At 38.6% G+C, this 25045-nt stretch carries 19 protein-coding genes; 2 read left to right on the top strand and 17 right to left on the bottom strand.

The annotated features are described in order from the left end of the window. Positions 1–3: 3 nt before the first annotated feature. From AC6CH7_RS19070 to miaB, 9 genes are all read right to left on the bottom strand, one after another. Complete coding sequence (locus tag AC6CH7_RS19070) at positions 4–1431, bottom strand: L-serine ammonia-lyase (protein ID WP_498264240.1); 1428 nt, start codon at positions 1429–1431, stop codon at positions 4–6. A gap of 16 nt (positions 1432–1447) precedes the next feature. Then, positions 1448–2107, bottom strand: a complete 660-nt coding sequence (locus tag AC6CH7_RS19065; protein WP_498264239.1) for an MgtC/SapB family protein — start codon at positions 2105–2107, stop codon at positions 1448–1450. A 90-nt stretch (positions 2108–2197) separates the two neighbouring features. Next, entirely contained in the window at positions 2198–3838 is a 1641-nt protein-coding gene (gene groL / locus AC6CH7_RS19060) for a chaperonin GroEL (protein WP_048907795.1), read from the bottom strand. A gap of 76 nt (positions 3839–3914) precedes the next feature. Further along, positions 3915–4208 carry a co-chaperone GroES gene (gene groES / locus AC6CH7_RS19055; protein WP_048907794.1) on the bottom strand — a complete coding sequence of 98 codons (294 nt, stop codon included), beginning with the start codon at positions 4206–4208 and terminating at the stop codon, positions 3915–3917. A gap of 229 nt (positions 4209–4437) precedes the next feature. Further along, positions 4438–4797 (bottom strand): preprotein translocase subunit SecG, encoded by a 360-nt coding sequence (gene secG / locus AC6CH7_RS19050; protein WP_498264238.1) that lies wholly within the window; start codon positions 4795–4797, stop codon positions 4438–4440. Positions 4798–4811: 14 nt separating this feature from the next. Beyond that, positions 4812–5948, bottom strand: a complete 1137-nt coding sequence (locus AC6CH7_RS19045) for a DUF8458 domain-containing protein (protein WP_498264237.1) — start codon at positions 5946–5948, stop codon at positions 4812–4814. 45 nt (positions 5949–5993) lie between these two features. After that, complete coding sequence (locus tag AC6CH7_RS19040; protein ID WP_498264236.1) at positions 5994–6488, bottom strand: LptE family protein; 495 nt, start codon at positions 6486–6488, stop codon at positions 5994–5996. A gap of 2 nt (positions 6489–6490) precedes the next feature. Continuing rightward, positions 6491–7726 carry a sigma-54 interaction domain-containing protein gene (locus AC6CH7_RS19035; protein WP_048907791.1) on the bottom strand — a complete coding sequence of 412 codons (1236 nt, stop codon included), beginning with the start codon at positions 7724–7726 and terminating at the stop codon, positions 6491–6493. Positions 7727–7742: 16 nt separating this feature from the next. Beyond that, positions 7743–9191, bottom strand: a complete 1449-nt coding sequence (gene miaB / locus AC6CH7_RS19030; RefSeq protein WP_498264235.1) for a tRNA (N6-isopentenyl adenosine(37)-C2)-methylthiotransferase MiaB — start codon at positions 9189–9191, stop codon at positions 7743–7745. A gap of 66 nt (positions 9192–9257) precedes the next feature. On the opposite strand from miaB, the gene AC6CH7_RS19025 reads away from it, so the two are divergent. Both AC6CH7_RS19025 and AC6CH7_RS19020 read left to right on the top strand, forming a co-directional pair. Continuing rightward, on the top strand, positions 9258–11144 hold the full coding sequence (locus AC6CH7_RS19025) for an AsmA family protein (protein WP_498264234.1): 1887 nt from the start codon (positions 9258–9260) through the stop codon (positions 11142–11144). A 45-nt stretch (positions 11145–11189) separates the two neighbouring features. Next, positions 11190–12992, top strand: coding sequence for a hypothetical protein (locus AC6CH7_RS19020; protein WP_498264233.1), 1803 nt, complete (start codon positions 11190–11192; stop codon positions 12990–12992). A gap of 10 nt (positions 12993–13002) precedes the next feature. Here AC6CH7_RS19020 and AC6CH7_RS19015 read toward each other — a convergent pair whose 3' ends face one another. The 8 genes from AC6CH7_RS19015 to AC6CH7_RS18980 all read right to left on the bottom strand — a co-directional run bounded on the left by AC6CH7_RS19015 (position 13003) and on the right by AC6CH7_RS18980 (position 25014). Then, the gene (locus tag AC6CH7_RS19015) at positions 13003–14070 is read right to left on the bottom strand and encodes a phytase (protein WP_498264232.1); all 1068 of its coding nucleotides are present in this window, start codon (positions 14068–14070) and stop codon (positions 13003–13005) included. 53 nt (positions 14071–14123) lie between these two features. Continuing rightward, on the bottom strand, positions 14124–15377 hold the full coding sequence (locus AC6CH7_RS19010) for a right-handed parallel beta-helix repeat-containing protein (RefSeq protein WP_498264231.1): 1254 nt from the start codon (positions 15375–15377) through the stop codon (positions 14124–14126). A gap of 31 nt (positions 15378–15408) precedes the next feature. After that, the gene (locus tag AC6CH7_RS19005) at positions 15409–18174 is read right to left on the bottom strand and encodes a TonB-dependent receptor (protein WP_498264230.1); all 2766 of its coding nucleotides are present in this window, start codon (positions 18172–18174) and stop codon (positions 15409–15411) included. Between the two features lie 259 nt (positions 18175–18433). After that, entirely contained in the window at positions 18434–20029 is a 1596-nt protein-coding gene (locus AC6CH7_RS19000) for a tetratricopeptide repeat protein (protein ID WP_498264229.1), read from the bottom strand. A 69-nt stretch (positions 20030–20098) separates the two neighbouring features. After that, on the bottom strand, positions 20099–20908 hold the full coding sequence (locus tag AC6CH7_RS18995) for a glycoside hydrolase family 16 protein (RefSeq protein ID WP_498264228.1): 810 nt from the start codon (positions 20906–20908) through the stop codon (positions 20099–20101). 25 nt (positions 20909–20933) lie between these two features. Then, complete coding sequence (locus tag AC6CH7_RS18990) at positions 20934–23051, bottom strand: S9 family peptidase (RefSeq protein ID WP_498264227.1); 2118 nt, start codon at positions 23049–23051, stop codon at positions 20934–20936. An 80-nt stretch (positions 23052–23131) separates the two neighbouring features. After that, positions 23132–24430 (bottom strand): hypothetical protein, encoded by a 1299-nt coding sequence (locus tag AC6CH7_RS18985; RefSeq protein WP_498264226.1) that lies wholly within the window; start codon positions 24428–24430, stop codon positions 23132–23134. Further along, positions 24427–25014, bottom strand: coding sequence for an RNA polymerase sigma factor (locus tag AC6CH7_RS18980; protein WP_498264225.1), 588 nt, complete (start codon positions 25012–25014; stop codon positions 24427–24429). The genes AC6CH7_RS18985 and AC6CH7_RS18980 overlap by 4 nt, the downstream gene beginning before the upstream one ends. Positions 25015–25045: the final 31 nt, after the last annotated feature.

Genomic DNA, 25045 nt, shown 5'->3' with positions numbered 1-25045 from the left:
AGTTTAGCACTCAGGCAAACTTATTGGGATATTGGTAGCTAAACCGCCATCAGATGTTTCTTTGTATTTCGAATTCATATCTAAAGCAGTTTCCCACATCGTATTAACAACGGCGTCTAAACTTACCTTGGCTTTGTCCGGATTACTTTGCAACGCAAGCTGGCTTGCCGTAATTGCTTTAATAGCCCCCATAGTATTCCTTTCTATACATGGTATTTGAACTAAACCACCAATAGGGTCACAGGTAAGCCCTAGGTGATGCTCCATGGCTATTTCCGCAGCCATCAAAACCTGCCTCTGAGAGCCTCCTAAGCACTCAGTAAGCGCAGCTGCAGCCATTGCTGAAGATACTCCGATTTCGGCCTGACATCCGCCCATTGCAGCAGATATAGTAGCTCCCTTTTTGAAGATACTGCCTACTTCAGATGCGCAGGCAATGAACTGTGTAATTTTTTCTTCATCAAATCCATCACAAAATGTGATAAAGTATTGTAGCACCGCTGGTATAACTCCAGCCGCGCCATTGGTTGGGGCCGTTACCACTCTGCCAAATGAAGCATTTTCTTCATTAACAGCCAGGGCAAAACAGCTCACCCAGTCAAGCGTATAATTAAACCCATTTCCACCTGTTCTAATGGCCATTACCCAACTTTCATAGTTAGTGTAAACACTATTGCCCATCAGCTTTTTATTAAGCGCTGCGGCCCTTCTGGCCACGTTTAATCCTCCCGGTAAAAATCCGGAGGTATGACACCCTCTGTAAATGCAATCTTTCATTACATTGAAGTGCTGCAAAATTCCTGTTCTTGTTGCAGCTTCTGTCCGCCAGGCCAGTTCATTCTCCATTACTACCTCAGAAACTTTAAGTCCTGTAGTAAGACACCAGTGTAACAGATCTCCTGCTTTTTCAATAGGGAATGGTAAATCTACCTGCTCTCTTTCTTTACCATCCTCCCCCTCTTTAACTACAAAGCCACCGCCAATAGAGTAATAGGTTTCAGATATGGCTTTGCCAGTTTTTAAAAAAGCTTGAAAAGTAACCGCATTGGGATGGAAGGGTAGGCTTTCAAAAAAAAGGAATACCAGATCATCATCATAATTGAATATAGTTGGTTTTTCTCCTGCCAGAATTAGTGAATGATCTTTTTTGATTGATTCAATAGTACACTCAATCGAGTTTACATCAAAGGTTACCGGATCTGCACCTGCCAATCCAAGTAATATGGCAACATCAGTTCCATGTCCTTTACCAGTTTTTGCTAAGGATCCGTAAAGCAAAATCTTTATTTGCTCAACATCATCTAGTAGATTTTGTTGTTTTAACGAAGTTGTAAATTGCTGTGCTGCTCGCCACGGACCAAGTGTATGTGAACTTGATGGCCCAATTCCTATCTTAAAAATATCAAATACTGAGATCTGTTCCCTTTGCATGATGCAAAGCTAAAACTTAAAAGTCAAATGCTATTATATTTCTATCCTGAAGCATGCGATCTACAAATCTTTTGTGGTTTTTAGGGCTTCCTACAGCTATCCATGTTCCGCTTATAATGCCATTTGCCAGTTCCTGCTTGCCTCGGGTAAGCTTTAATTTAGAGGTCTTGATGTCTTCTTCATATTTCTCGAGACTTTCATTTTCAAATCTTTTTACGATCCTGTAAACTCTTTTGGTAAAGCGTTGCTCTACCATATCTTCTAAAAAGGGAAAAGTAAATAAGGCAAGTAGAACAACCGATGTTACACCTATTGCCTGTTCATAATATCCAGAGCCAATGGCCATTCCAATTGCGGCTACAATCCATATTACACAAGCTGTAGTTAGGCCTTTAACCTGATTGTCTTCCTTAAAAATTACACCTGCTCCCAGAAAGCCTATTCCGGTAACAATATTGGAGGCAATACGATCATGACTACTTAAACCAATTTTTATAGATAGAATTGTGAATAATGTAGAACCAAGACCAATCATGATCATTGTTTTTAGTCCAGCTTGTTTGCTTCTAAACTCTCGTTCTGCACCAATTAAACCACACAGTAGTGTTGCCAGTAAAAATTTGTTCACTTCGCTAACTGTAAGGAAATGACCGTTCTCTAAAAAATTCTCCATCATGTTTTAACTACCTAAATATAACAAAGATTTAAAACAAAAAGACCCGCTGTTATCAGCGGGTCTTTTTTATATGTGTAAGGCAAATGATGATTACATCATTCCACCCATGCCACCACCACCCATAGGAGGCATAGCACCACCAGCAGGAGCTTCTTCCGGATCATCAGCTAAAACAACCTCAGTTGTTAATAACATAGCTGCAATAGAAGCTGCATTTTCTAATGCTACACGACCAACTTTAGTTGGATCAATAACACCAGCCGCAATTAAGTTCTCATACACATCAGTACGGGCATTGTAACCGAAGTCAGCTTTACCTTCTTTAACTTTTTGTACAACGATAGAACCTTCGATACCAGCATTCTGGCAAATCTGACGTAAAGGCTCTTCAATAGCACGACGAATGATCTGGATACCAGTAGTCTCGTCATCATTTGAACCTTTCATGCCTTCTAATGCCTCGATAGCACGGATGAAAGCAACACCACCACCAGCTACGATACCTTCTTCAACCGCTGCACGGGTTGCATGTAAAGCATCATCAACACGGTCTTTTTTCTCTTTCATTTCAACTTCAGAAGCTGCACCTACATAAAGAACTGCAACACCGCCAGCTAATTTAGCCAAACGCTCTTGTAATTTCTCTTTGTCATAATCAGATGTAGTAGTCTCAATTTGAGCTTTGATCTGGTTAACACGAGCTTTAATATCTTCAGACTGACCAGCACCATTGATGATTGTAGTGTTGTCTTTGTCAACAACAACTTTCTCAGCAGTACCTAAATAAGTAAGGTCAGCATTCTCTAATTTATAACCTCTTTCTTCAGAGATAACAGTACCGCCAGTTAAAATAGCGATGTCTTCTAACATTGCTTTTCTTCTGTCGCCAAAACCTGGAGCTTTAACAGCAACAACTTTCAGAGATCCACGGATTTTGTTAACTACTAAAGTAGCTAAAGCTTCACCGTCTAAATCTTCAGCGATGATCAATAGTGGTTTACCAGTTTGAACTTGTTTTTCTAATACAGGCAACAATTCTTTCATGTTGCTGATTTTTTTGTCGTAGATCAAAATGTAAGGGTTTTCTAATTCCGCTTCCATTTTGTCTGCATTAGTTACAAAATATGGAGATAAATAACCACGGTCAAATTGCATACCTTCAACTGTTTTTACTTCAGTTTCAGTACCTTTTGCTTCTTCAACAGTAATAACGCCATCTTTACCAACTTTGCCCATAGCCTCAGCGATCAATGCACCAATTACTTCGTCATTGTTAGCAGAGATAGACGCAACTTGTTTGATTTTGTTGTTGTCTTCACCAACAGTTTGCGATTGAGCTTTTAAGTTCTCAACAATTGCAGTAACTGCTTTATCGATACCACGTTTTAAATCCATTGGATTTGCACCAGCAGCTACGTTTTTAATACCAGCAGTTACAATTGCTTGAGCTAATACAGTTGCAGTTGTCGTTCCATCACCTGCAATATCAGCAGTTTTAGAAGCTACTTCTTTAACCATTTGAGCACCCATATTTTCAATTGGGTCTTTCAATTCAATTTCTTTGGCTACTGTAACACCATCTTTAGTGATAGCAGGTGAGCCAAATTTTTTGTCAATGATTACGTTACGACCTTTTGGGCCTAAAGTTACTTTTACAGCATTAGCCAAAATGTCAACACCTCTTTTCAGGGAGTCGCGAGCTTCTACATTATATTTTACTTGTTTTGCCATTTTATTTTTTTTGATTCTTGTTTAAGCTGAAATGAATTAAGCATTAACCAATTTCATTTCTATAATTATACTTGGATTAAAGAGTTCCTAAGATATCAGAATCTCTCATAATTAAATACTCAGTACCTTCAATGGTAACTTCAGTACCACCGTATTTACTGTATAAAACCTGATCACCAACCTTAACACTTAATGGGATTAGATTTCCAGTTTGATCAGCATATTTACCAGGTCCTACAGCTACTACTATTCCTTGTTGAGGTTTTTCTTTAGCGGTATCAGGGATATAAATACCAGAAGCTGTTTTTTCTTCTGCAGCAGCAGCTTCAACAACTACTCTATCTGCATTAGGTTTAAAGTTTAAAGCCATAACTTATTATTGTTTTGTTTTTAGATTTATAAATGTAAAAGTAATTTAATTACGCAGGAAAGAACATATCAGTTTTTGTGCCAAGGGGCTTAAGCTTGACAAATTTACACAGCCTTGTCAGCTAATGGATTAAGGCAAACTATTTTTGTGTCAGAGTGGCAGGGGGATAAAAAAGCCCGGAAGAGGTATTAACCTTCCGGGCTTTTGCATTCTTATAGAATATAAGAACTTATTTTTTTGTAGTGTCTGCTGCTGCTGGTGGCGTATTTGCCGGAGCAGGAGCAGTATTACCGCCACCAATTGGAGATGGAGTAGGAGTTTTGTCAAGTTGTTCCTGAATTTTAGAACCAGCTCCAGTTGCTGATGAGCCGCCTGATTTACCAATAGTTGTAATTGATAAAGTAAGCACTACAACAAGCGCTAATAAAACCCAGGTTCCTTTTTCTAAAACGTCACCTGTACGTTGAACGCCAAACATATTACTGCCAGATCCGCCTGTTGCCAGACCACCACCTTTAGGATTTTGTATCAAAACAAATAGCGCTAAGGCAATACAAACGATGATTAATAAAATAATTAAGAAAAGCATATTATGTTAGGTTGTTAAATTTTTTTTTCTATCGATTGAATAAGGTCGGCAAAGTAACGGCTTTTTTCTGGAAACATCAAACTTAATTTTCCATAAGTCTCTATGGCCTTGTCATAAAGCATCTGCTCAATATAGATGTTTGCCAGCGTTTCAGATACCAGGTCATTATGGTCCTCGGCGCTTTTTTTGGCTTTATTCTCGTTATTTATTTGCTCCGGCTTGGGTGGACTTATCTGAGGCTCGTTCTTTATAAAGCTTTCAATAATTTCAGCTCCCTTTGAGCGTTGTTTAAACTCATTTGGCGAATATTCACTTTCTTCTTCATCAAATGGACTCTGCATGTGAAATATATTCTCCACATATTGCTGCTGAAGCTCATTTGCTTTTTTGTTTCTATCCGATTTTTGCTCCTGATCTTGCTTAACATGCTTGGGCGAAGCGTAGGGTTGAAATATTTGCTGATGCTCTTTTCTTGTTTTAGCAAGCCACCATAAAAATGTGTAAGGAAGCTGATCATCATCATATTTACTGATTACAATCGTATCATCTTCTTCAACAGGCTCATCTTCTTTATATTCCTCAATTTGATTCTCAGTAACTTCCGAAGTTTCTGTTACTGGTTCAACTTTAAAGTTTTCCTGAAAGGCAAAGAAATCTGTAGCTACAATGTTCTCTAAAACAAGATCATCCTCTGGGTTCTCTCTGCTTTCTTCAGGAGTAATCGGATCTGTATCAGCGTAATTATAATGACTTATGTTTACTTCGCCAATTTCATCAAATACTTCCTGATCATCGCTTATCTTCAATTCTTCTAATTCAGAAGGAACCTCATCAATTACAAATTCATCTAAGGTTTCAGGGTTATTACCGAAAGCTTCTGAAGATGAATAGCTGATAACGTTGAAGTCTACAGGTTCTAAGTGTTCAGTTTCATGAAGCAAATTATGGAGTAACTGCCCGTTCGTGTACAGCGCAGCGGTAGCAAGATTGGTGTTACCCTCGTCGCTATTCAAAGTGGCTTTTGCCAGCAGCAGATGAACGGGCTGAAAATAAGGATACTGCTTAACGAGATCTTGAAGCATAACTGTGTCATCCTGAGATGTTTTCTCAGGTACAGCAATTAATCTTGTTAGCTGTTCTTTAATGTTCATATCCTGCTCCACGATGCTAAGTTAATAATTGATCTCTATTTTAGCCTACCATTGTGCAAAAGCTGCATTAAAAATATCTTCAGTAAGCTGAGCAGTAACGTCTTTAATTAATGCGGGTTCTTGAGCTTGTAAGTTTCCGGCCAGTTTAAAATCCTTATGACGCTCAAATGACTGCTCAAAGCTTTGTTTGGGATCAATGTTGTTTACATATTTCACGTTAACTGTTATTGATAACCTGTTGGCACCTGCTGTAGGTTGTTTGTTGTCTGTTATCGCTACAGGAGTAATGCTATATCCGGTAATGTTTCCTGTGAAAATGGCATTAGCATCATTCTGTGTAATACTTAAGCTAGTCTGGTTCCGAATACGTGTTTTCAATTCTTCTGTAAACTGTGAGCTTAAAGATGCTACCACTAATGGCGCATTGTTTTCAAAAACTTTAACGCTAATCGTTTTCAAGCCTACAGTAGACGCTCCGTTTAGTCCTATTTTACAGCTGCTAAGAAAGAATAGCAATATGATTACAGATAAATTTTTCATCCTTAGTTTAAATTCAATTCTTTAATTTTTCTATATAATGTACGTTCGGAGATGCCTAATTCCTGAGCAGCAAATTTGCGCTTTCCTTTGTGTTTTTTCAATGCTTTTTTGATCAGATCAGATTCCTTGTCTATTAAAGATAAAGATTCTTCAACTTCTTCTGCTTCATGGGTATAGTTGTAATCAACAGGAGCGTTTTGAACGGGTTTTTTAATCGTAAGGGTAGGCTGCTCATTGCCATAAGTCTGGTCTACCTCCTGATAAAGCTGATTGATATAATGAGGGTTGTCTGCCATGATGTGCGAAGTATTTCCTCCGCTCTGAATGATTTCGGCTACCAGCTTTTTCAATTCCATCATATCTTTTTTCATATCAAAAAGAACCTTGTAAAGGATATCTCTTTCTGTATAATCTTCTTTCGTGTTCCCGTTAATTGCGACAGGCAAATTTGTAGCACTTTCATTGGGGATGTAATTCAGCAAAGCTGCAGCAGTTACGTTTCGGTCTTTCTCGAGTACACAGATCTGCTCAGCAATGTTCTTTAACTGGCGTACATTTCCTGGCCAGCTGTAATTACTCAAAATCTGTATTGCTTCAGGCTCAAGCTGTATGCCCGGACTGCGGTATTTATCACTAAAGTCTGCCGAGAATTTTCTGAATAATAAATAAATGTCCTCTTTACGCTCATGCAAGGCAGGAATGCGCAACGGAACAGTATTTAGTCTATAATATAAGTCTTCGCGGAATTTACCAGATTTTACACGGTTATAAACATCAACGTTGGTTGCTGCAATAATTCGTACATCTGTTTTTTGCACCTTAGAAGACCCTACTCTAAGATATTCACCGCTTTCAAGGATACGTAACAAACGGGCCTGTGTACCTAATGGCAATTCTGCAACCTCATCAAGAAAAATTGTGCCTCCGTTTGCTACCTCAAAATAACCTTTACGGGCTTCATGAGCGCCGGTAAAAGATCCTTTTTCGTGGCCGAATAGTTCAGAATCAATAGTCCCTTCGGGAATGGCGCCGCAGTTTACCGCAATAAAAGCTCCGTGTTTGCGGGTACTCATCTGGTGGATGATATGAGAGAAAACCTCTTTACCACTACCACTTTCACCAGTAATTAAAACAGACATGTCGGTTGGTGCAACCTGCCTGGCAATATCTATAGCCCGGTTTAATAGCGGAGAACCACCAATTATCCCAAAACGATTTTTTATGTCTTGTACGTCCAATGTAATCTGTGTTTAATTAAACAATTTCAGGTTCTTCAACTACAACGGTCCCCAATAAGGTTGCCGAGGTACAACGGTCTATATGTACATATACATATTGCCCTGCGGCAACACCTTCTGTTGCCGGGAAAACCACCATTGCATTCTGATCATTTCTGCCACAGAAATCTTTATCTGATTTTTTTGAAGTCCCTTCCACTAAAATCCTAACAGTTTTTCCAACAAATTGTTGTAAACGATATAAAGAAGTTTCCTGTTGCTTAATCAGGATCTCACTTAACCTGCGTTTTTTAACATCTTCCGGAATATCATCTTCAAACTTACGTGCAGCAAGGGTTCCTGGTCGCTCAGAATAACTAAAGGTAAATGCGAAATCATATTTCACATAGTCCATAATGCTAAGCGTTTCCTGATGTTCTTCTTCTGTTTCTGTACAAAAACCGGCAATAATATCAGATGAAATTGCACAGTCAGGAATGATATTCCTAATCGCATCAATCCTGTTAATGTACCACTCTCTGGTGTAAGTACGATTCATCAATTCTAATACCCTGCTGCTTCCTGATTGAACAGGTAAGTGTATGTAGTTGCAGATATTATCGTATTTAGCGATGGTGTATAAAACTTCGTCGGTAATGTCTTTAGGGTGAGAAGTAGAGAAGCGAATTCTTAATTCAGGACTAATCAAAGCTACTTTTTCAAGCAATTGAGCAAAGTTAACCTCAATTTCAGTACTGTCATCAGCATCGTTACCCTTCCACTTGTATGAATCTACATTCTGGCCAAGTAAAGTAACTTCTTTATAGCCACGGTCAAATAAGTCCTGAGCTTCCGCCATAATCGAATGTGGGTCTCTGCTGCGCTCGCGACCTCTTGTAAAAGGGACTACGCAAAAAGAACACATGTTATCACAACCACGCATAATAGAAATAAATGCGGTAATGCCATTTCCGTTTAACCTGACAGGACTAATGTCTGCATAAGTTTCCTCACGTGATAGTAGTACATTTATAGCTTTGTGGCCACTTTCTACTTCACTTAGCAATTGTGGCAATTCACGGTATGCATCTGGCCCAACAACTACATCAACCAATTTCTCTTCTTCCAGAAATTTTGATTTCAAGCGCTCGGCCATACAGCCCAGAACACCTACAATAAGTTTAGGGTTTCGGCGCTTTTCGGCACCAAATTGCGACAGGCGGTTACGTACTCTTTGTTCTGCATTTTCGCGGATAGAGCAAGTATTTATAAATACTACATCAGCCTCCTTGTAATCACCCGTGGTTTCAAATCCCTGATCTAATAATATAGATGCAACAATTTCGCTATCGGCAAAATTCATTTGGCAACCATAACTTTCGATATACAGTTTGCGGCCATTGCGCACCAAAGGTGCATCAACAATTAAAGCCTCGCCCTGGCGCTCTTCATCATGTGTCTTATCTGTCAGCTGTAAATCAATCATAAATGGTCAATTGTTTTATGGGCTTCAAAAATACGTAATTTAATTTACAAATGACAAATTGGCAGAATGCTAAATGAATATTTTGTGACAATAGCCAGCCTTATTTCTCATTATGGCCTTGATATTGTATGCTACACGAATATGACGTCCAATAAACCAGGAAAATACAAAGTATTAAAGTGGCTTGCAGGCATCCTTACAGCCCTGATCCTCATAGTTGGAGGTGTGGCTTTATATTTTAGCGCAAAATGGAAACCTCTACTTACCGAAAAGATAAAAGATGGGGTTTACAATGGTTCTCATAAACTTTATAGGATTAATTTTAAAGATATTCGCCTCAATCTGATTACCGGAAGTGCGGTACTGGATAGCGTTACTTTAACGCCTGATGCTACTGTTTTTAATCAGTTAAAAGAACTAAAACTTGCTCCTGCTAACCTGTTTCAGATAAAACTGGCGCGTCTTCAGTTAAGCGGAATCGGTGTGCTTACTGCCTACTTTAAGAAACGGATAAGCATGAATTCCATCATCATGGAGCAACCCTCCATTAATGTGATTCATTATAAAGTAACTAAAAAAACAGATACCGCTGCAGATAAGCAGAGTTTGTACGATCAGATATCCAAAACATTAAAATCTATCCACGTAAAGGCCATTAAAATAATAGATGCTGACTTTCAATATATTAATGGAGCTACTTCTAAACCGTTAAATTCCATAAAGCATCTAAACATCAATGTAAAAGACCTGCTTATCGATTCTCTTTCCAAGTTCGATACCACACGTTTTTATTATACCAAAGACATCAGCTTTGAATTCACCGGATATAGGGCTACAGGGAAGGATCGAATGTATACCACCAAAATAGATACAATTGCAGGTTCGGTAAGGGATAAGAATATTCGTATAAAGGGTTTGCAAATGATTCCCCTTCATCCAGACTTAGCATTTACCCGGAAATATAAATATGGAAAAGACAGGTACGATTTAAAATTTAATGAAATAACCTTTACAGGGATAGATTTTGGTAAATTAAGTGCAGAAGGCAGTTTATATGCGAGGGCCCTAAAGGTAGGTCCTGCAAAAGCCGGCATTTTTGTGAATAGGGAATTACCTCCTCCCCCTAATTTTGATAAAGCTCATAATTTTCCTCATATCGCACTGAAAAGATTACCTATTGAAACCATTATTGATACCGTTAAACTGGCTAATATCGATGTTGCCTATACAGAGTACAATCCGATCACTCAAAAAAGAGGGACGGTGTACTTCCAAAACCTTAGCGGGAATATTCTCAATTTAACTAATGACTCTCTTGGGCTTACAAAGAACAACCATGCTATTGCTAATTTAAGGGCATTGGTAATGAAATCCAGCCGGATTAAGGTTACTATAAACTTTAATTTAACAGATAAAAATGCCTCTTTTACCTATAAAGGTAAGATAGCTGCAATGAATATGATGGTTTTAAATCCAATGGCAAAGAACATGGGCTTAGTTGAAATAGAAAGCGGACAAATGCAGGGAATCGATTTTGACATTCAGGCCAATGTAAAAGGTGCTTCAGGTATTGTTCATTTCTATTATAAAGACCTTAAAATAAAGCTACTTAAAGAAGGGGAAAATGGGGGTATAGGCAAGAAAAAAGGATTCTTGTCTTTTCTTGCAAATAGCCTTCTAATTGAAGATGCAAATCCGGGTAAAGGAGCTGCACCCAGAACGGCCAGGATTACTTTTGAAAGAACACCTGCCGCCTCGTTTTTTAATTTATTATGGAAAGGTGTTTTCATAGGGATGCGTGAAACCGTTGGATTAGGTGCTGTTCCAGTAAAAACACCGGAACAGGCAATGGAAAAAGTAAAGGATAAAAAACAGGAGCGGCGCGAAAAAAGAGAAGAAAGACGGAAGGAGCGCGCCGAAAGAAAGGCCAAGAAAAAAAAGACTGATATCTAACGCCTGAGTAATAAATTCGTATATTAGGTTAAACCACTAAGGCCTATGATCAAAAAAGTCCGAAAGAGTTATAGTACGCTTAAATGGGTTTCTGGGATTATGCTTTTCTTTATTTTACTGTTGGTTGCTGCATCCAGACATTTAAGCGCCAGGTTTCAACCGATAATTAAGGCACAAGTCAGAGATCTTGTTTTAAATGCTACGGACAGCTTGTACAGCATAGAATTTTCTGATGTGGGGACAAATTTTATTACGGGGAGAGCATCATTGTCAGACGTTAAAATTATCCCGGATACTAATATTCTGAAAAAGATGGTTCGTTTAAAACACGCACCAAATAACATCTATTACATACAGTTAAAAGAGCTGGTTATAAAGAACTTTCATCCTATTGATCTGCTGCGATATAAGAAGGTGAAAATTGACCTCCTATTGTTTGACAATCCGGAAATTGTAATGGTAAATAAGCAACTGGAATTTAATGAACTCAAAAAGCCATTTCCTGATAAGTCGCCTTACGACTACATCTCTAAATTTGTAAAGGAGCTCAAAGTAAAAACCATCGACCTTAAAAATATCAGCTTTAAATACGTTAATAAAAACGTTGCCAAACCAGAGGTTGATTCCATTAAGAATCTAAATGTCACGCTAAAAAATTGGTTAATCGATAAAAACTCAGTAAGAGATACGAGCAGGTTTTATTTGCTTAAAGACGTGGTTATAAATTTAAACAATTACACCTTCGCCACGCCAGATAGCTTGTATCATATCAATCTTAATCAGTTAGATTTTAGGGCATCATCAGGTAAGCTCAATATAAAGCGTTTTAGTGTTGTTCCTCGGTACGATGAAATGAAGTTTGGAAAAGCGGTAGGCTTTTCAAAAGACAGGTTTGATATTCAGATGAGTGATATTAGTTTAGAAGGCATTAACCTGCCTTTGTATGTTCGTAAGCAGGAATTGTATGCTACCGAGATGAATGTAAACAACGGTTCAGTATCTGTTTTTAATAATAATGAACTTCCTAAAAGAACCGAAATTAAAATAGGGAAATATCCTCATCAGCTATTGCAAAGGGTTAAAGGGTTACTCACCGTTAAACAGCTTAATTTAAGTAATATAGATTTGACCTATGCAGAGTTCGATAGGGATAGTAAACAAAAGGGGAGAATCACCTTTGAAAAAACCTCAGGAAGCATAACCAACATAACCAACTCCGAAAAAATCAAAAACAAAAACCCCTTTATGTTTGCTAAATTAACGAGCTACATGATGGGGCAGGGCAAGTTGGACGTAAATTTTAAGTTTAATCTTGCCGCAAATGATGGCGCTTTTTCTTACTCAGGAACTTTGGGCCAGATGGATGGAAGGGTACTTAATAGAATTACAAAGCCGTTAGGAATGGTTGAGGTGAAAAGCGGGCACGTTAAAAAACTTGAGTTTAACATCGATGCAAATGAAACCCTTGCAACAGGTAAAGTCAAATTTGCTTTTAATGACCTTTCTGTAGCACTGCTTAAAAAAGAAGAAGGGCGCGATCATTTAGTTAAACAGGGGTTAATGTCCTTTTTAGCAAATGCAATGATTATTAATTCAGATAACCCTAAAACAGACGGTGTACTTATAGCGGCATCAATAAAATTTGAGCGGGAAAAAACAGCTTCCTTTTTTAGTTTTATCTGGAAAACACTTTTTCAGGGGATAAAGTACAGTGTTGGTGTAACTCCACAAAAGGAAAAAAAGATAAAAGAACAAATAGCAAAATTCGAAAAAATAAAAACCGACAGAGAAAAACGCAGGCTCATCAGACAAAAAAGAAAAGCTACCCGAGAAAGGAGTAGCTTTTAACCCGCCAGTTTTAGTTTACTTTTAATAGTTTACCTGCCAGATCTTCCCACCTGTAATACTGAAATGTTTTGTTATCGCTCATTGCAACAAAAATTCCGTGCTTAAAATCATCATTAAGTGGTTTTGAGTAAATGTCTGAGCCATCACTCTGGTTGGTTGAAACCTTAATACTTGTAATGAGCTGGTGGTCGTTCTTATTTTTAACGCCTTCCCTGCTATAAACTTTAAACTGGTTGGCACTTTGATCTGATACCAGGATGTAACCTGTTGTGTCGGTAGTTTTATAGATACTAATGCCCTCATTATCCTCCCTAAAACCTTCTTTCGCAAATAAAGCCAGCTCTTTGTTCCCTTTTGCCGGATCAGCATAATATTTGCGAACGCCAAACTGCTCATCTGAGTAATAGAGGTATCCCATCTCATTGTCTACTGCAATAGACTCAATTTCTTTTTTGCCGCTGTAGTATCCAAATTTGCGCTTCAAGGTTGCCTTGATGTGTCCTGTGCCATCATCTTCCAGCAAATATTGCCATAAGTAAGAACCGTCTTTAGGCCCTGTTTTTCTACCGGCAATGGCATAAATCTCTCCTTTTGGGCCGGTGTACATCGCAATGCCCATCAGGTCTCTGTACATCTCGCCTTTCTCACCTTCATACACCGGAACACCACCATTATCGAGGGGCTTCATATCAGGTAGAGAATAGATGCGGAGTTTGTGTGTCATTCTCTCTGTAGTAACTGCTATATCTGTCTTTTTACCCCCAAGCACCAGGCCATAGGCGATATCAACGTTATTAGGGCGCTTTAATCCTTTTATAGTCTTGTCCTTAATGATCTTTCCTTTCAGATCAAACACATATAAACCGCCATTTTCGTCTTTGTCAGTTCCAATGATCAATGACTTTGAAGAATCTACCGGGTTAATCCATATTGCCGGATCATCAGAGTCAAATTGTACCGGTTCTGTAGTGTATAGAGGCTTTACGGTCTCAGTAGTATCTGCTTTTTGTGGAGTGCAGGCCATGCTGATCGACATAAGCGTTGCCGAGAATATAGTTATCTGGGTGTATTTATTCATGAGGTATTAATTTAATATTTCTTATTCTTTAAAGTGGTAACTTCTTAATTAAACTAGTTTGTGCCATATGCACCAATGTAGCCAGATGGTTCAGGTGATTTATAGGTAACCCCATTCAAAACCAGTCCTGAAGCATAATGTCTGGTAAAGTTTGCTGTACCTTTTCCAAGAGCCGGAGAACCTGGTTTTAAATGGAAATCCCATGTGGTATTAAAAGTTGCATTATCAACCGGAGTGTTCAATGGGTAATTTAAGAACATAGGATCATTATCACCGGCTGTTTTGCTGATGATGTCATTCGTACCTGCAATGATCTCTTTTGTAGGTTGGAACTGATCTACAGTGACCTGATTAAATCCATAATAGTAATTGTTCCCGAATACAGACCTGTCATCTTCTGGTTTTTTCGTATCTCTTTTAATTCCAAAACGAGTATTTGCAAACATATTGTTATAAACACTTACGCGTACCGTTGCCTCTACCCAGATAGATCCTCCCTTTGCTGTAGGACGTCGCCATCCTGTATTTACCATAGTATTGTTGTAAACAACAATGTAAGCCTGTGGTGTGCGGTCGCCACTGTTTGATAACTTTAAGGCATTAGTGTTGGTACTGTAAACTAAATTGTAAGCAACATCAGCCAGACACCCAGATTTCAAATTAATGGCCTCGCCACCAGTAACTCCTGTAGTGTAAAAAGAATTGTTTGCAAAAATGACTTTACCGCCATCTATATACGTACAGTCCTCCTGCAGGTTCCTAAAAATACTATTTGTTACTACTAGTTTTCCGTTTACATTGGAAAACCAAAGTGCCGGCAAGTTTTCACCCGCCACTGCCTTGTACAAATGTTGCTTCACCGAAGTTGAAGCATCTGAAGTCGTTGCACCTGCATATTCTATTATCGTATGATCAAGTAACAACTCTTCGCAGCTTGGTGCAGCAAGAATACCTCCCCAAAGTTTGCCAAACTTTTTTGCTTCAGTTCTAAATTCCTCTTCAACTGTAAATTTTATTGGAAAATCGGATGTTCCCTGCGCATATAAATTCCCTTTTACAATAATCTCTGGCTTTGCAACAGTATCCATTATAATGGTAACACCCTCCTCAATAGTTAAAGATTTACCCTCTGGAATAATGATGTCGCCTTTAATAAATTGTGTGCTTCCTTTTAGCCAGATTCCCGAAACCTCACCGGTAACAGTCCCGTTTCCTGTATCAGGATCCACGTCGATATTGGCCTTCTTGCATCCCGCAATAACTGAGGTTAAAATAGCCAGATAGATAAACAAATGTTTTGCTTTCATTTTTTTCTCTTTTATAATAAATAAGATTGAGTTATAATTTATAGCGTAAGCCTAACAGATACGTTTGCTCGTAATAATCGTTTCGGATCAATGTTTTACCATCAAACTGGTTCCCCGTATCTGCATTCGTCGGATTAATACCTTTAATAAATAGCTTCGAAGGTGTATTTAGCAGGTTTCCTGCTTTTATGAATATGCTAAGGTTTTTCTTGAATTTTTTCTCAGCCGATGCATCCATCTGGATAAAGCCTTTTTGCCAAAGGTCATTATCCAGGAACTGTGATACGGTGTTAATGCGCGGACCTGTATAGGAGCCGGCAACCTGCGCATCCCATCCACTTTTTGTGTTTTTATAGATAAGGGAAAGATTGGCGATATGTTCCGATTGTCCATAAAGCGGACGTGATTGCAGCACAGTGATTTTTTTGGAATCATTGGTTTCAGGGTCTATGGTTAACAAATCCTTTGGTGTTGTAATTCTGGAATGGGTATAGGTATAGTTTGCCTTTATACCGAACTGATTAATAAATTTGATGTAGTCAATTTCCAAACCATAGTTCCTTGCCGTCCCGAAATTGCCCGGTAGGTAATAGGTGTCCTGAGGGCGGATAGGGTCTGCCTGAAAGCTATATTCAATCGGGTTTTTAATGGCTTTATAAAATGTTCCAACCAATAGTTGATCATTACTATTTGGAAATAGTTCATAGCGCAAATCAAAATTATCAGCTATAGCACGCTTAAGGTCCGGATCTCCTTTTTCCTTGTAATCATCCTGAACCACACCTCCTGGAATAAGTTCATAAAATCCCGGACGGTTTAAAGAGCGGAAGTACGATGCCCTTAACTGTTGCTTCCCACTCAGTTTATACTTGACATTTACAGATGGAAGAAAATCGGTATAAACCTGATTCCCCTTCGGGCGAAGCTCTCCGGCCGGGAACAGCATTGCGTAGCTCTGATTTGTATGTTCAATGCGTAAACCTCCAACTACCTCAACTGCATCCTTACTGATGTTAAACATCCCATAACCAGCAGCTAGTTTCTCTGAAGCATCATAAGTAAGGGGGTTGTTTACCGCTCCGCCCGGAGTTTGAACGGTCCAATCTATCTCAGTATAATTGTTGAAATCAACCCCGTATTTAGCTGCAGTGTTTACGGGAGTTAAAGTGTAATTGTTAAAGAAGCTGCTGCGCTGTTTGTCGCGATATAATCCGCCTGCAGAAAATTCTATCTTCAGTCCGCCAACAGGAATTTTATAGCCAATGTCAAGATACCCGGCTTTGTCTTCATCCGTGTTACGTTCCCAGCGATGCGTTGTACCGTTTGTTTTTGCAACAGTACGGCTGTCAGTAAAATTCTCGCGTTTTCCACTTAAGGTAATGGTCGTGTTATCTGGCACTTCATTTTTGGCAGACGAATAAACGGCCGACCAGGAGATCTTTAATTTATCTGTAATGATCTGGTGATCTCCATGAAGTGTACTGTTGTAGATCTGCTGTTCTGTTACTCTCGATCGTGTAGCATATTCCAGTTGTGCTTTTCCAGCTGCGGGTTCGTATCCGGTAGAGAAATCTGTAGATTTTTCGTCTCTAACCTGGATGTTATTCAGATCCACATAAGCATTATAAAGGCTTAGCTTATTATTTTCGTTGAATGCATAATCCAGCTTACCATGAAAACCATAACGTTTCTGTTGTTCCGAATACTGGCGCTCATTCATACTTGTTATGGTTGCAAACTTATTTGATGCGTTGGCTGCCGATGAGCGGTAGAAAGTGCCGTTGCTACCACGATAGGTGTTCTGATAACTTCCTGCTATGATTATCCCTAGCTTATTATCAAGAAACCGTTGCCCTATAGATAAACCACCTACAAGGTTAGGGGTAGGATGGCTCGACTTATAATCTGCTGTACCTTTTGGGAAGTCTACCTGCGTGGCTTTGTAATCCTTCCCATTAATCTCGTATGGTGATTTACTATGAATTGATGAGGCATCAAATGAACTAAAGCCCCGATCTATAAATAGCTGACTATAGCCTCCGGCAAGGTTTGCATTGATCTGTAGTTTTTGCGGTGCATCTTTCATTACCATATTTACCACACCACCTATGGCATCGCCTTCAAGGTTTGGAGTTAAGGTTTTGTATACCTCCAGTCTGTCCAAAAGTTCTGAAGGAAAAATGTCTAAAGGGACGTAACGGTATTTATTATCCGGACTAGGTATTTTAATTCCATTAACCAGCGTGTAGTTGTATCTTTTGTCCATCCCCCTAAGAATAGCATACTGTCCGTCGCCACTATTGCTCCTTTCTACTGATACCCCTGATACACGTTGAATGACATTCGCGACAGTCAAGTCAGGAGAAATCTCCATCGCCTTGCCCGATACAACATTAATTAACTGCGCAGATTTTTGCTCGATGCGTCTTGCAGTTTTCTCTGCCGAGCCATCATTTTTTGCCGAAATAACTACCTCATTTAATTCTTTCTCTTTCGTTTCAGATAGATAAATCCTGATGGTTGGATTATCCTCTTTAAGTATTGTAATCTGTTTAGATAAAACCTTATACATCAGATAGGATACTTTTAATGTGAAGTTTCCTGCGGGTGGGTGTTTGATCTCAAACGAGCCATCTAACCCTGTTAATACTGCCTTGTCAGTATTTTCCAGATATACTGATGCGCCTACTAAAGCTTCACCTGTTTTCTGATCAAAAACGTAACCTTTTAAACTGGTTGCACTGGCGGTGGCAATACCAATTAATAAGCAAAAAAGAACTTGTAAAATTGACTTCATTTTCCTGAAAATTTGTTTGTGGTGGTTGTGTTTTTTAAACCGTGAGGCAAATGTGCAAACCAGGTGATGGAGTTTTATCTTTGAGGCGTGTACAAAATGTATACAGCGTTACAAATGATGTATACAGAACGGATACAGCGTGAACATAATTTAGTTAATTAATTGATTATTAGCTGTTTACTTGTAACCTAAATCGCCATTATCATTTGGTTAGCGTTATGTTAACAGCTTGTTAAGCCTCCGGAAATCGTGGTTTTTGTTATAGTGTCTGTATAAAAGAACTCAGGTTTTCTCCTTGTGGGATATTTAGTTTTTTACGCAGACGGTAGCGTGAAACACGTAAACTATCCTGAGAAATACCAAAAATAACAGCCATATCTTTTGAGCTTAAATTCATCTTTATAAGGGCAACCAAACGGATGTCGTTTGCCGTTAAATCATCGCTATGTTTTTTCAGGTTATCAAAAAAGGCCTGGTGAATTTGTTCAAATAAAGTAGAGAACTCTTTCCAGTGCCTGTCATGATTAACGTTTTGATTTATTTTCTGCATCACTTGCTGTAGCTGTCTTTTCTGATCTCTTTTTTCATCCTTTATCATGTCAGATATTTCCTCCTTAAGCTCTTCCAGAAACTGATTGCTTTGAATTACATGGAGTGTATTGCTGGTTAATTCTTTGCTTTTAAGTTCCAGCTCGGCCTTTATAGCATTCTTCTGGATTTCATAAAGCATATTATTCTGCTCATTAAGTTTTTGCTCATTTCGGAGTTTCAGACGCTGCCGGCTAATAATACTTATGCCCAGTAAAATCAATAATAGGATGATCATGATCACAGCAACAATGATATATTGATTCGCTTTTCGTTCATTTTCAAACCGTACAATTGCATCGTCCTTTTGTTGTATTTCAAATAAGGTCTGTAACAAGGCCAATTGCTTGTTATTGTCAGCTGTATAGATCTTCAGGAAGATATTACGGCTTAGTTCGCTGTAGTGGTAGGCGCTATCATATTTTTTAACGAGATCAAATGTTTTCGATAAGTCTCTGTAGGCACTACTAAGCTGATATTGATCATTTAGCAGTAGAGCCATATGCTCAGCCTTTCGGGTATAGGTCATTGCCTCTGGGTACCTCCCCGTTTTTCTGTAAACGTCGCCGATGTTATTTACAATCTCTATTTGAGCAAGATCATTGGCTGCGGCCTCGTTTAGTTTTAGCGATAAAGAATAGTACTTAAGGGCGGAGTCAAGGTGTAATTTATCTTCATAAATGCTGCCCAGGTTCTCATAGATCTTTGCAATACCGGTTTGATCCTTTTCCTTTTTGTAGGCCGTAAGCGCCAGTTGCTGATATTTCATGGCACTTTCGTACTTACTACTTTTCTCATAAGTTTGACCAATAAGTCCATAGCATTCTGCTATACCTGTCCGGTTGCCTATCTTTGTAAAGATATTTAAAGCTTCCTGAAATTTGGTCAGCGCTGTTCTATATTGCCTGCTGTAATAGTACGCATCGCCAATTTTATTCAGGTTTTCGGCCAGGTTAGCCTGATCATTATGGTTTCTGAATATGCGGTCTGCTTTGTAAAAATAATTTACTGCCTGAGAATAAGCCGCCTGATGATAAAAGATCTCGCCAAAATATTGATAGTATTTTGCAGCAGAGATCAGGTCATTCTGTTTTAATGCTGTATTTAATAACCCCTTTATTTTTATAAAGGCAGAGTTTGGGTCCTTCTTAATCTGTGTGTCTATATCACTTTTTCCTGGAGCTTGATTATAAACCGCAGAAACAGGCAACGAATAACAAAGCAAAATTAAACCTATTGTTATACTATTTAAGGTAAGTTTTTTCACCCTTTAAAAGTAAAACATACTGTATTAAACTAATGTTAAATTAAAGCGACATGCACTTAAGGTATAATCCTAATCTAATTTGTAAACGCGGACATAATCCACATAGAACTTTTGAGCGAATATAGAATCATCAATATCACCACCCCATTCGCCACCAATGGCGGTATTCATCAAAAGATATAGTGGAGAGGTAAACGAACCTTTATATGCCGTTGCTGGAGCCGACATGCTGAAATAATACTTGTCGTCCATAAAAACCTTTACACTATCACCCTTACGTTCCAAGCCATAAACATGGTATTTTTTATGAACATCATCCATCTTTACGTTGGCACCGCTGCTCTTATGACCATTAGGATCTTTTAACCCGCTGTCTGCCCAATGGAGGGTTCCGTGAATAGTTGAGGGCGTATGACCTACAAACTCCATAATATCAAACTCTACACATTTAGGCCAGCCCACCTGCTTTATATTTGATCCCATCATCCAAAGGGCAGGCCATATGCCCTTTCCTGATGGGATCTTTGCCCTTATTTCTACGCGGATATTTCCATCGAAATGTTGTTTCCCAAGGGTGTTAATACTTGCCGAAGTATAATCGGCATCCTTATATTTTTCCTTTAGAGATTTAATCACTAGTTTGCCACGTTTAACATAGCAATTTTTTAATCTGGCACGTGTATAGAATTGTTTTTCCCGGTTCCTTACAAAACCTTCCTCATAGTCCCATTTTGTAGAATCAGGGAGGCCTTTATAGTTGAATTCATCACTCCACATCAAAGTCCTGCCTTTTTCCATGGGAACAGATTTAGTTTGAGCCATACCCGAAAAGGCAGACATTAACAATGCGGCTCCAATTAAACGGTTAAATGCTTTCATAACTAGGGATGATAAATATTTAGCGCTATTTAAGTAACTCTTCTGGTACAGGTTTGTTCAATAGGTTTTGGTAGTAAAAGCGGAAACGCTCAGCCTTATCATGAGCAGACTTTACACCTCCCCAGCCATGTCTTCCACCCGGATAGATCATCAATTCAAAATGTTTGTTCGCATTTTGAAGCTTATCTATAAGTTGTATCGTATTCTGCATATGAACATTGTCGTCCATATCGCCATGCATAATCTTTAGTAATCCTTTATAGTTGTTAACGTAAGTCAAAACAGAACCGTTTTTATAACCCTCTGGGTTTTCTTTAGGTGTATCCATAAAACGCTCTGTATAATGAGAATCGTAAAGTTCCCAGCTGGTAACAGGGGCTCCCGCATATCCGAAATCAAAATCGTCGGCTCCTTTAGTAAGGGCAAGGCAAGTCATGTAACCGCCATAGCTATGGCCTGTAATCAGTAGTTTCTTGTTGTCAACCCAAGATTTGGCTTTTAACCATTTTGCAGCAGTCGTGTAATCCTGCATTTCCCACTTACCCAGGTTACGGTGCATTAGGGCGACACCCTCTTTGCCAAATTGTCCTGATGCACGGTGATCTACAGAAATCTGTATAATGCCTTCATTTGCCCACCATTGTCCGCCAATTCCTTTCCAGGTATTGGTTACATTACCTGCATTTGGCCCGCCATATATACTCATCACTACCGGATACTTTTTATTCTGATCAAAATCAGTAGGGTAGGTTATTACAGCCGGTAAATTATAGCCGTCGTCAGTAGGGATAGTAATCATCTCTGTTTTACCATAGTTGAACTGGGCAAAATCATCAGATTTAGTGTCGCCAAGTTCTTTAATGATCTTCCCTTTATTGTTTAATAATGTTCTTTTAGTAGGGGTAGAAACATTGGAATAAGTGGTAATGAAATAAGAACCGTTAGGCGACATCATTACCTGATGAGAATATTCACCAAATGACAATCGCTTCAAGTTCTTACCATTGTAGCTTACGCTGTAAAAGTCTGTTCTGGTAGAGGCTTCTTTACGTGCCATAAAGTAAACAACCTTATTTTTCTCATCAACATGAACAAGATTAGTAACCTGCCACTTACCACTGGTTAGTGGATTTACCAGTTTCCCATCTAACGTGTACAAATAGAAATGTGCCCATCCGGTTTTATCACTTTTAAGGATATAGTGTTTTTTATCTTCAAGATATTCTATGCGCCCATCATAATCTAAATCTACCCACGAAGACTGCTTCTCGTCGTAGATTTCTTTTTTAGATCCATTGGTAGGGTTTACTGAATAAAATTTTAAGTTATCCTGTCCACGGTTCATCCATTGTACCATTAAGTTACTGCCATCAAAGCTCCAGTAAGGTGTACCGAAGTATTGATCATCTTTTTCGTTAAAGTCGGCCCATACAATAGAACCTCCGGTTACCGGAACAAACCCTACTTTTACTTCCGGGTTAGGATCACCAGCCTTTGGATAACGTGTTTTTTCCGTATATCCATGTTGCCCGGTTGATCCATTAATTGGAAACATAGGAACCTTAGTATCGTCAAAACGCATAAATGCAATATTCTTACTATCAGGCGACCACCAGAAAGCTTTGTAATTGGTAGATCTGCCAAGAATCTCTTCGTAATATACCCATGACGACCAACCATTATAAATTACATCAGTTCCGTCATTTGTATATCTGATCTCTTTCCCGGTTTCAACATCAACTGAATACAGGTCATTATTTCGGGTAAATGCTACATGTTTTCCATCAGGAGATAGCGTTGGGTTCTTCTCCTCTTCTTTATCATTGGTTAGGCGTTTTGCCTCATCCTGCCCGTATTGTATGTAAACATCATTGTTTTTAACAGATAGATTTACATTGCTTTTTGGAGGTGGGGTATAAGGTGTTCTTTGGCCCGATTTAACATCTACTGCATATAAGTTATGATCTTTGGTGTCCATCTCAATGTAGTGGTGATCATCGCTCCACCCGTTTACCATATTGATAGATTTAGTAAGTGAGGGCTGGCCGCCAAAGATTTGCTGTTGTGAAAGTTTTTTGAGCTGAGCCTCTGATTTGATAATAAATAATGACATCGCTAAACAAGTAAGTAGTATTTTTTTCATGCTGTAGATACTGTTGATTTCTATAACGCGCCTTAGCGCCGTGGAAATTACTAAAGTATAAGTACTTTACGAAAAATCTTCTATTTAAAGTTATATCCTATCCCAATTTGAAATGTTCTAAACTCTTTTTTGTAAGAACCTAAATCACTACTCACTTTATAAGGCTTTAAGTTTTGTCTATAGCCTGCCTCAATGTTAAATTGTTTGATGCGAATGTTTAGTCCGCCAGAGAAACCGATGTTAAGCTTATTTATAGTAGAGCTGCTCAATGCGGCGTTAATTTTTTTGCTGTTGAAAATTGTATCCAGTGGATTTTTAACTGTGCTTAACTTGCTACCTTCTCCTCCTTTACTTAATAGTAAGCTAATAACAGGACCAGCCTTTATGCTAATTCTATTTGATATTTTATATTCTAATCCCAGCGGAATGTCTGCCGTTGTTAATTTCCTTTGGTCCAGTATTATTAAGTTCTCCTTTGACGCCGAGTCTTTTAAATTGTAATTTGGGTGTGTATAGCTCCCCTCCAACGCATTAGCGAAACTGAGCCTAAGCCCTGTATTGAGTAATAAGCGCCTATTTATTGCATAGGCAGCATTTGCACCAAGGAAAATATTCTGGTTCGACTTATAAACGTTAAGTCCTGCTTCAACGCTATAATTGTATCTAGGGGTATAAACTTCCTTTTTCTGTTTAATCTTTACGCTTTTCATGCTGCCGGTCTTTTTGTAAAGGATCTCTTCTTTTTCATTCCATTTTCTGTAAGCACTCAAACTGGCCATCCGAGTATTCAGAGTAAAGAATTCTGTATTTTGAATTATGGATCCTGGGGCATTTGAATAAATTTCTACGTGATCAATTGAACGTGAAAATTGCTGATTTGAAAGAGCAGGTAGTGTTTTGATAATATCAGTGTTATCGGGGTTGTTGGAACTGCTCTGGAATGATATCGGATCTTCATCAGTATCTATTCCATTGGAAGTAGCATATGCAACGACCTGATTAGTGCTGGCCCCAATCGTCACATTAGAGGATAGAATATCTTTTACACTGTCAGCATCCTTTAAAGTATCTGGCACTTTTAATAATGAATTCTTATTAATGTGTTTTGTAATTGATGGTTTCTCCTTTTTCGGAGATTTTATTGTAAAATAAGTTATTCCAATGATCATTGCAGCCGCAGGTAGTATATAACCCAGCATAGAAACTATTTTACTGGTAAATATTTTTACCGGAGTCCCGCCTTTAGGAAGGTCACCCAGTGGTAGGTCTTTATCTAATATAGATTGCATTTCAGACCAGGCCGTATTCAGGTCAATATCTACGGGAAGCTCATTGAGCTTTTTCTTCCAAAATTTATAATGCCATACTGAATTTTTCATCTTGTTCTGTTATTAGATTCAGTTGGATAATCATTACCTGTTCCCTTGGGCGCAAGTAAACCTCTTAATTGTTTTTTTCCTTCAGATAAATGCCACCTGGAGGTGCTTTCTGAAATGTTTAGTTGTTCACTAATCTCTTTGTGGGTATAGCCGTCTATTACTGATAAATTGAAAACCATTTGAGAGGCATCAGGAAGTAGCCTAATCATAGATATTAAGTCTTCTGCATATAATTTATCTAGTACTGCAGGTGAAACAAATATATTCTCAGTAACCGCGGCTTCATCTATGTCTGTTATGAACTTAAGTTCCTTTCTGTTTAGGTCTATACATGTTCTGATCATGATTGTTCCTATCCATGCACCCAATTCTCCTTTCTCATCATTAAATGAGTTAATGTTCTGAAATACTTTTAAGAATCCCTGGTTTAGGGCCTCTTTTGCAAGATCATTTGTTTTTAGATACCTGATGCATAGCCGCAACATGTCCGCATAGAACAGCTTATACAAGCCCTCCTGCGCTGAGCGTTCATTGGCCATACAGCCTTTTATGAGCTTTATGGTTTTTTTAGCGGGAGCGCTCATTTAAATGGTTAAGAGGTCGAATATACATAAG

Source organism: Pedobacter sp. GQ55 (assembly GCF_059758925.1).
Note: the sequence above shows the minus strand (reverse complement) of the source record. Positions and strands in the feature narration are given on the sequence as shown.

Coding starts and splice junctions, on each gene's coding strand:
- AC6CH7_RS18985 (WP_498264226.1), bottom strand. CDS start 24,430: ATGAAAAATTCAGTATGGCATTATAAATTTTGGAAGAAAAAGCTCAAT.
- AC6CH7_RS18990 (WP_498264227.1), bottom strand. CDS start 23,051: ATGAAAAAAATACTACTTACTTGTTTAGCGATGTCATTATTTATTATC.
- AC6CH7_RS19040 (WP_498264236.1), bottom strand. CDS start 6,488: ATGAAAAATTTATCTGTAATCATATTGCTATTCTTTCTTAGCAGCTGT.
- AC6CH7_RS19065 (WP_498264239.1), bottom strand. CDS start 2,107: ATGATGGAGAATTTTTTAGAGAACGGTCATTTCCTTACAGTTAGCGAA.
- AC6CH7_RS19045 (WP_498264237.1), bottom strand. CDS start 5,948: ATGAACATTAAAGAACAGCTAACAAGATTAATTGCTGTACCTGAGAAA.
- groL (WP_048907795.1), bottom strand. CDS start 3,838: ATGGCAAAACAAGTAAAATATAATGTAGAAGCTCGCGACTCCCTGAAA.
- groES (WP_048907794.1), bottom strand. CDS start 4,208: ATGGCTTTAAACTTTAAACCTAATGCAGATAGAGTAGTTGTTGAAGCT.
- AC6CH7_RS19025 (WP_498264234.1), top strand. CDS start 9,258: ATGCTAAATGAATATTTTGTGACAATAGCCAGCCTTATTTCTCATTAT.
- AC6CH7_RS19015 (WP_498264232.1), bottom strand. CDS start 14,070: ATGAATAAATACACCCAGATAACTATATTCTCGGCAACGCTTATGTCG.
- AC6CH7_RS19005 (WP_498264230.1), bottom strand. CDS start 18,174: ATGAAGTCAATTTTACAAGTTCTTTTTTGCTTATTAATTGGTATTGCC.
- secG (WP_498264238.1), bottom strand. CDS start 4,797: ATGCTTTTCTTAATTATTTTATTAATCATCGTTTGTATTGCCTTAGCG.
- AC6CH7_RS18980 (WP_498264225.1), bottom strand. CDS start 25,014: ATGAGCGCTCCCGCTAAAAAAACCATAAAGCTCATAAAAGGCTGTATG.
- miaB (WP_498264235.1), bottom strand. CDS start 9,191: ATGATTGATTTACAGCTGACAGATAAGACACATGATGAAGAGCGCCAG.
- AC6CH7_RS19010 (WP_498264231.1), bottom strand. CDS start 15,377: ATGAAAGCAAAACATTTGTTTATCTATCTGGCTATTTTAACCTCAGTT.
- AC6CH7_RS18995 (WP_498264228.1), bottom strand. CDS start 20,908: ATGAAAGCATTTAACCGTTTAATTGGAGCCGCATTGTTAATGTCTGCC.
- AC6CH7_RS19020 (WP_498264233.1), top strand. CDS start 11,190: ATGATCAAAAAAGTCCGAAAGAGTTATAGTACGCTTAAATGGGTTTCT.
- AC6CH7_RS19070 (WP_498264240.1), bottom strand. CDS start 1,431: ATGCAAAGGGAACAGATCTCAGTATTTGATATTTTTAAGATAGGAATT.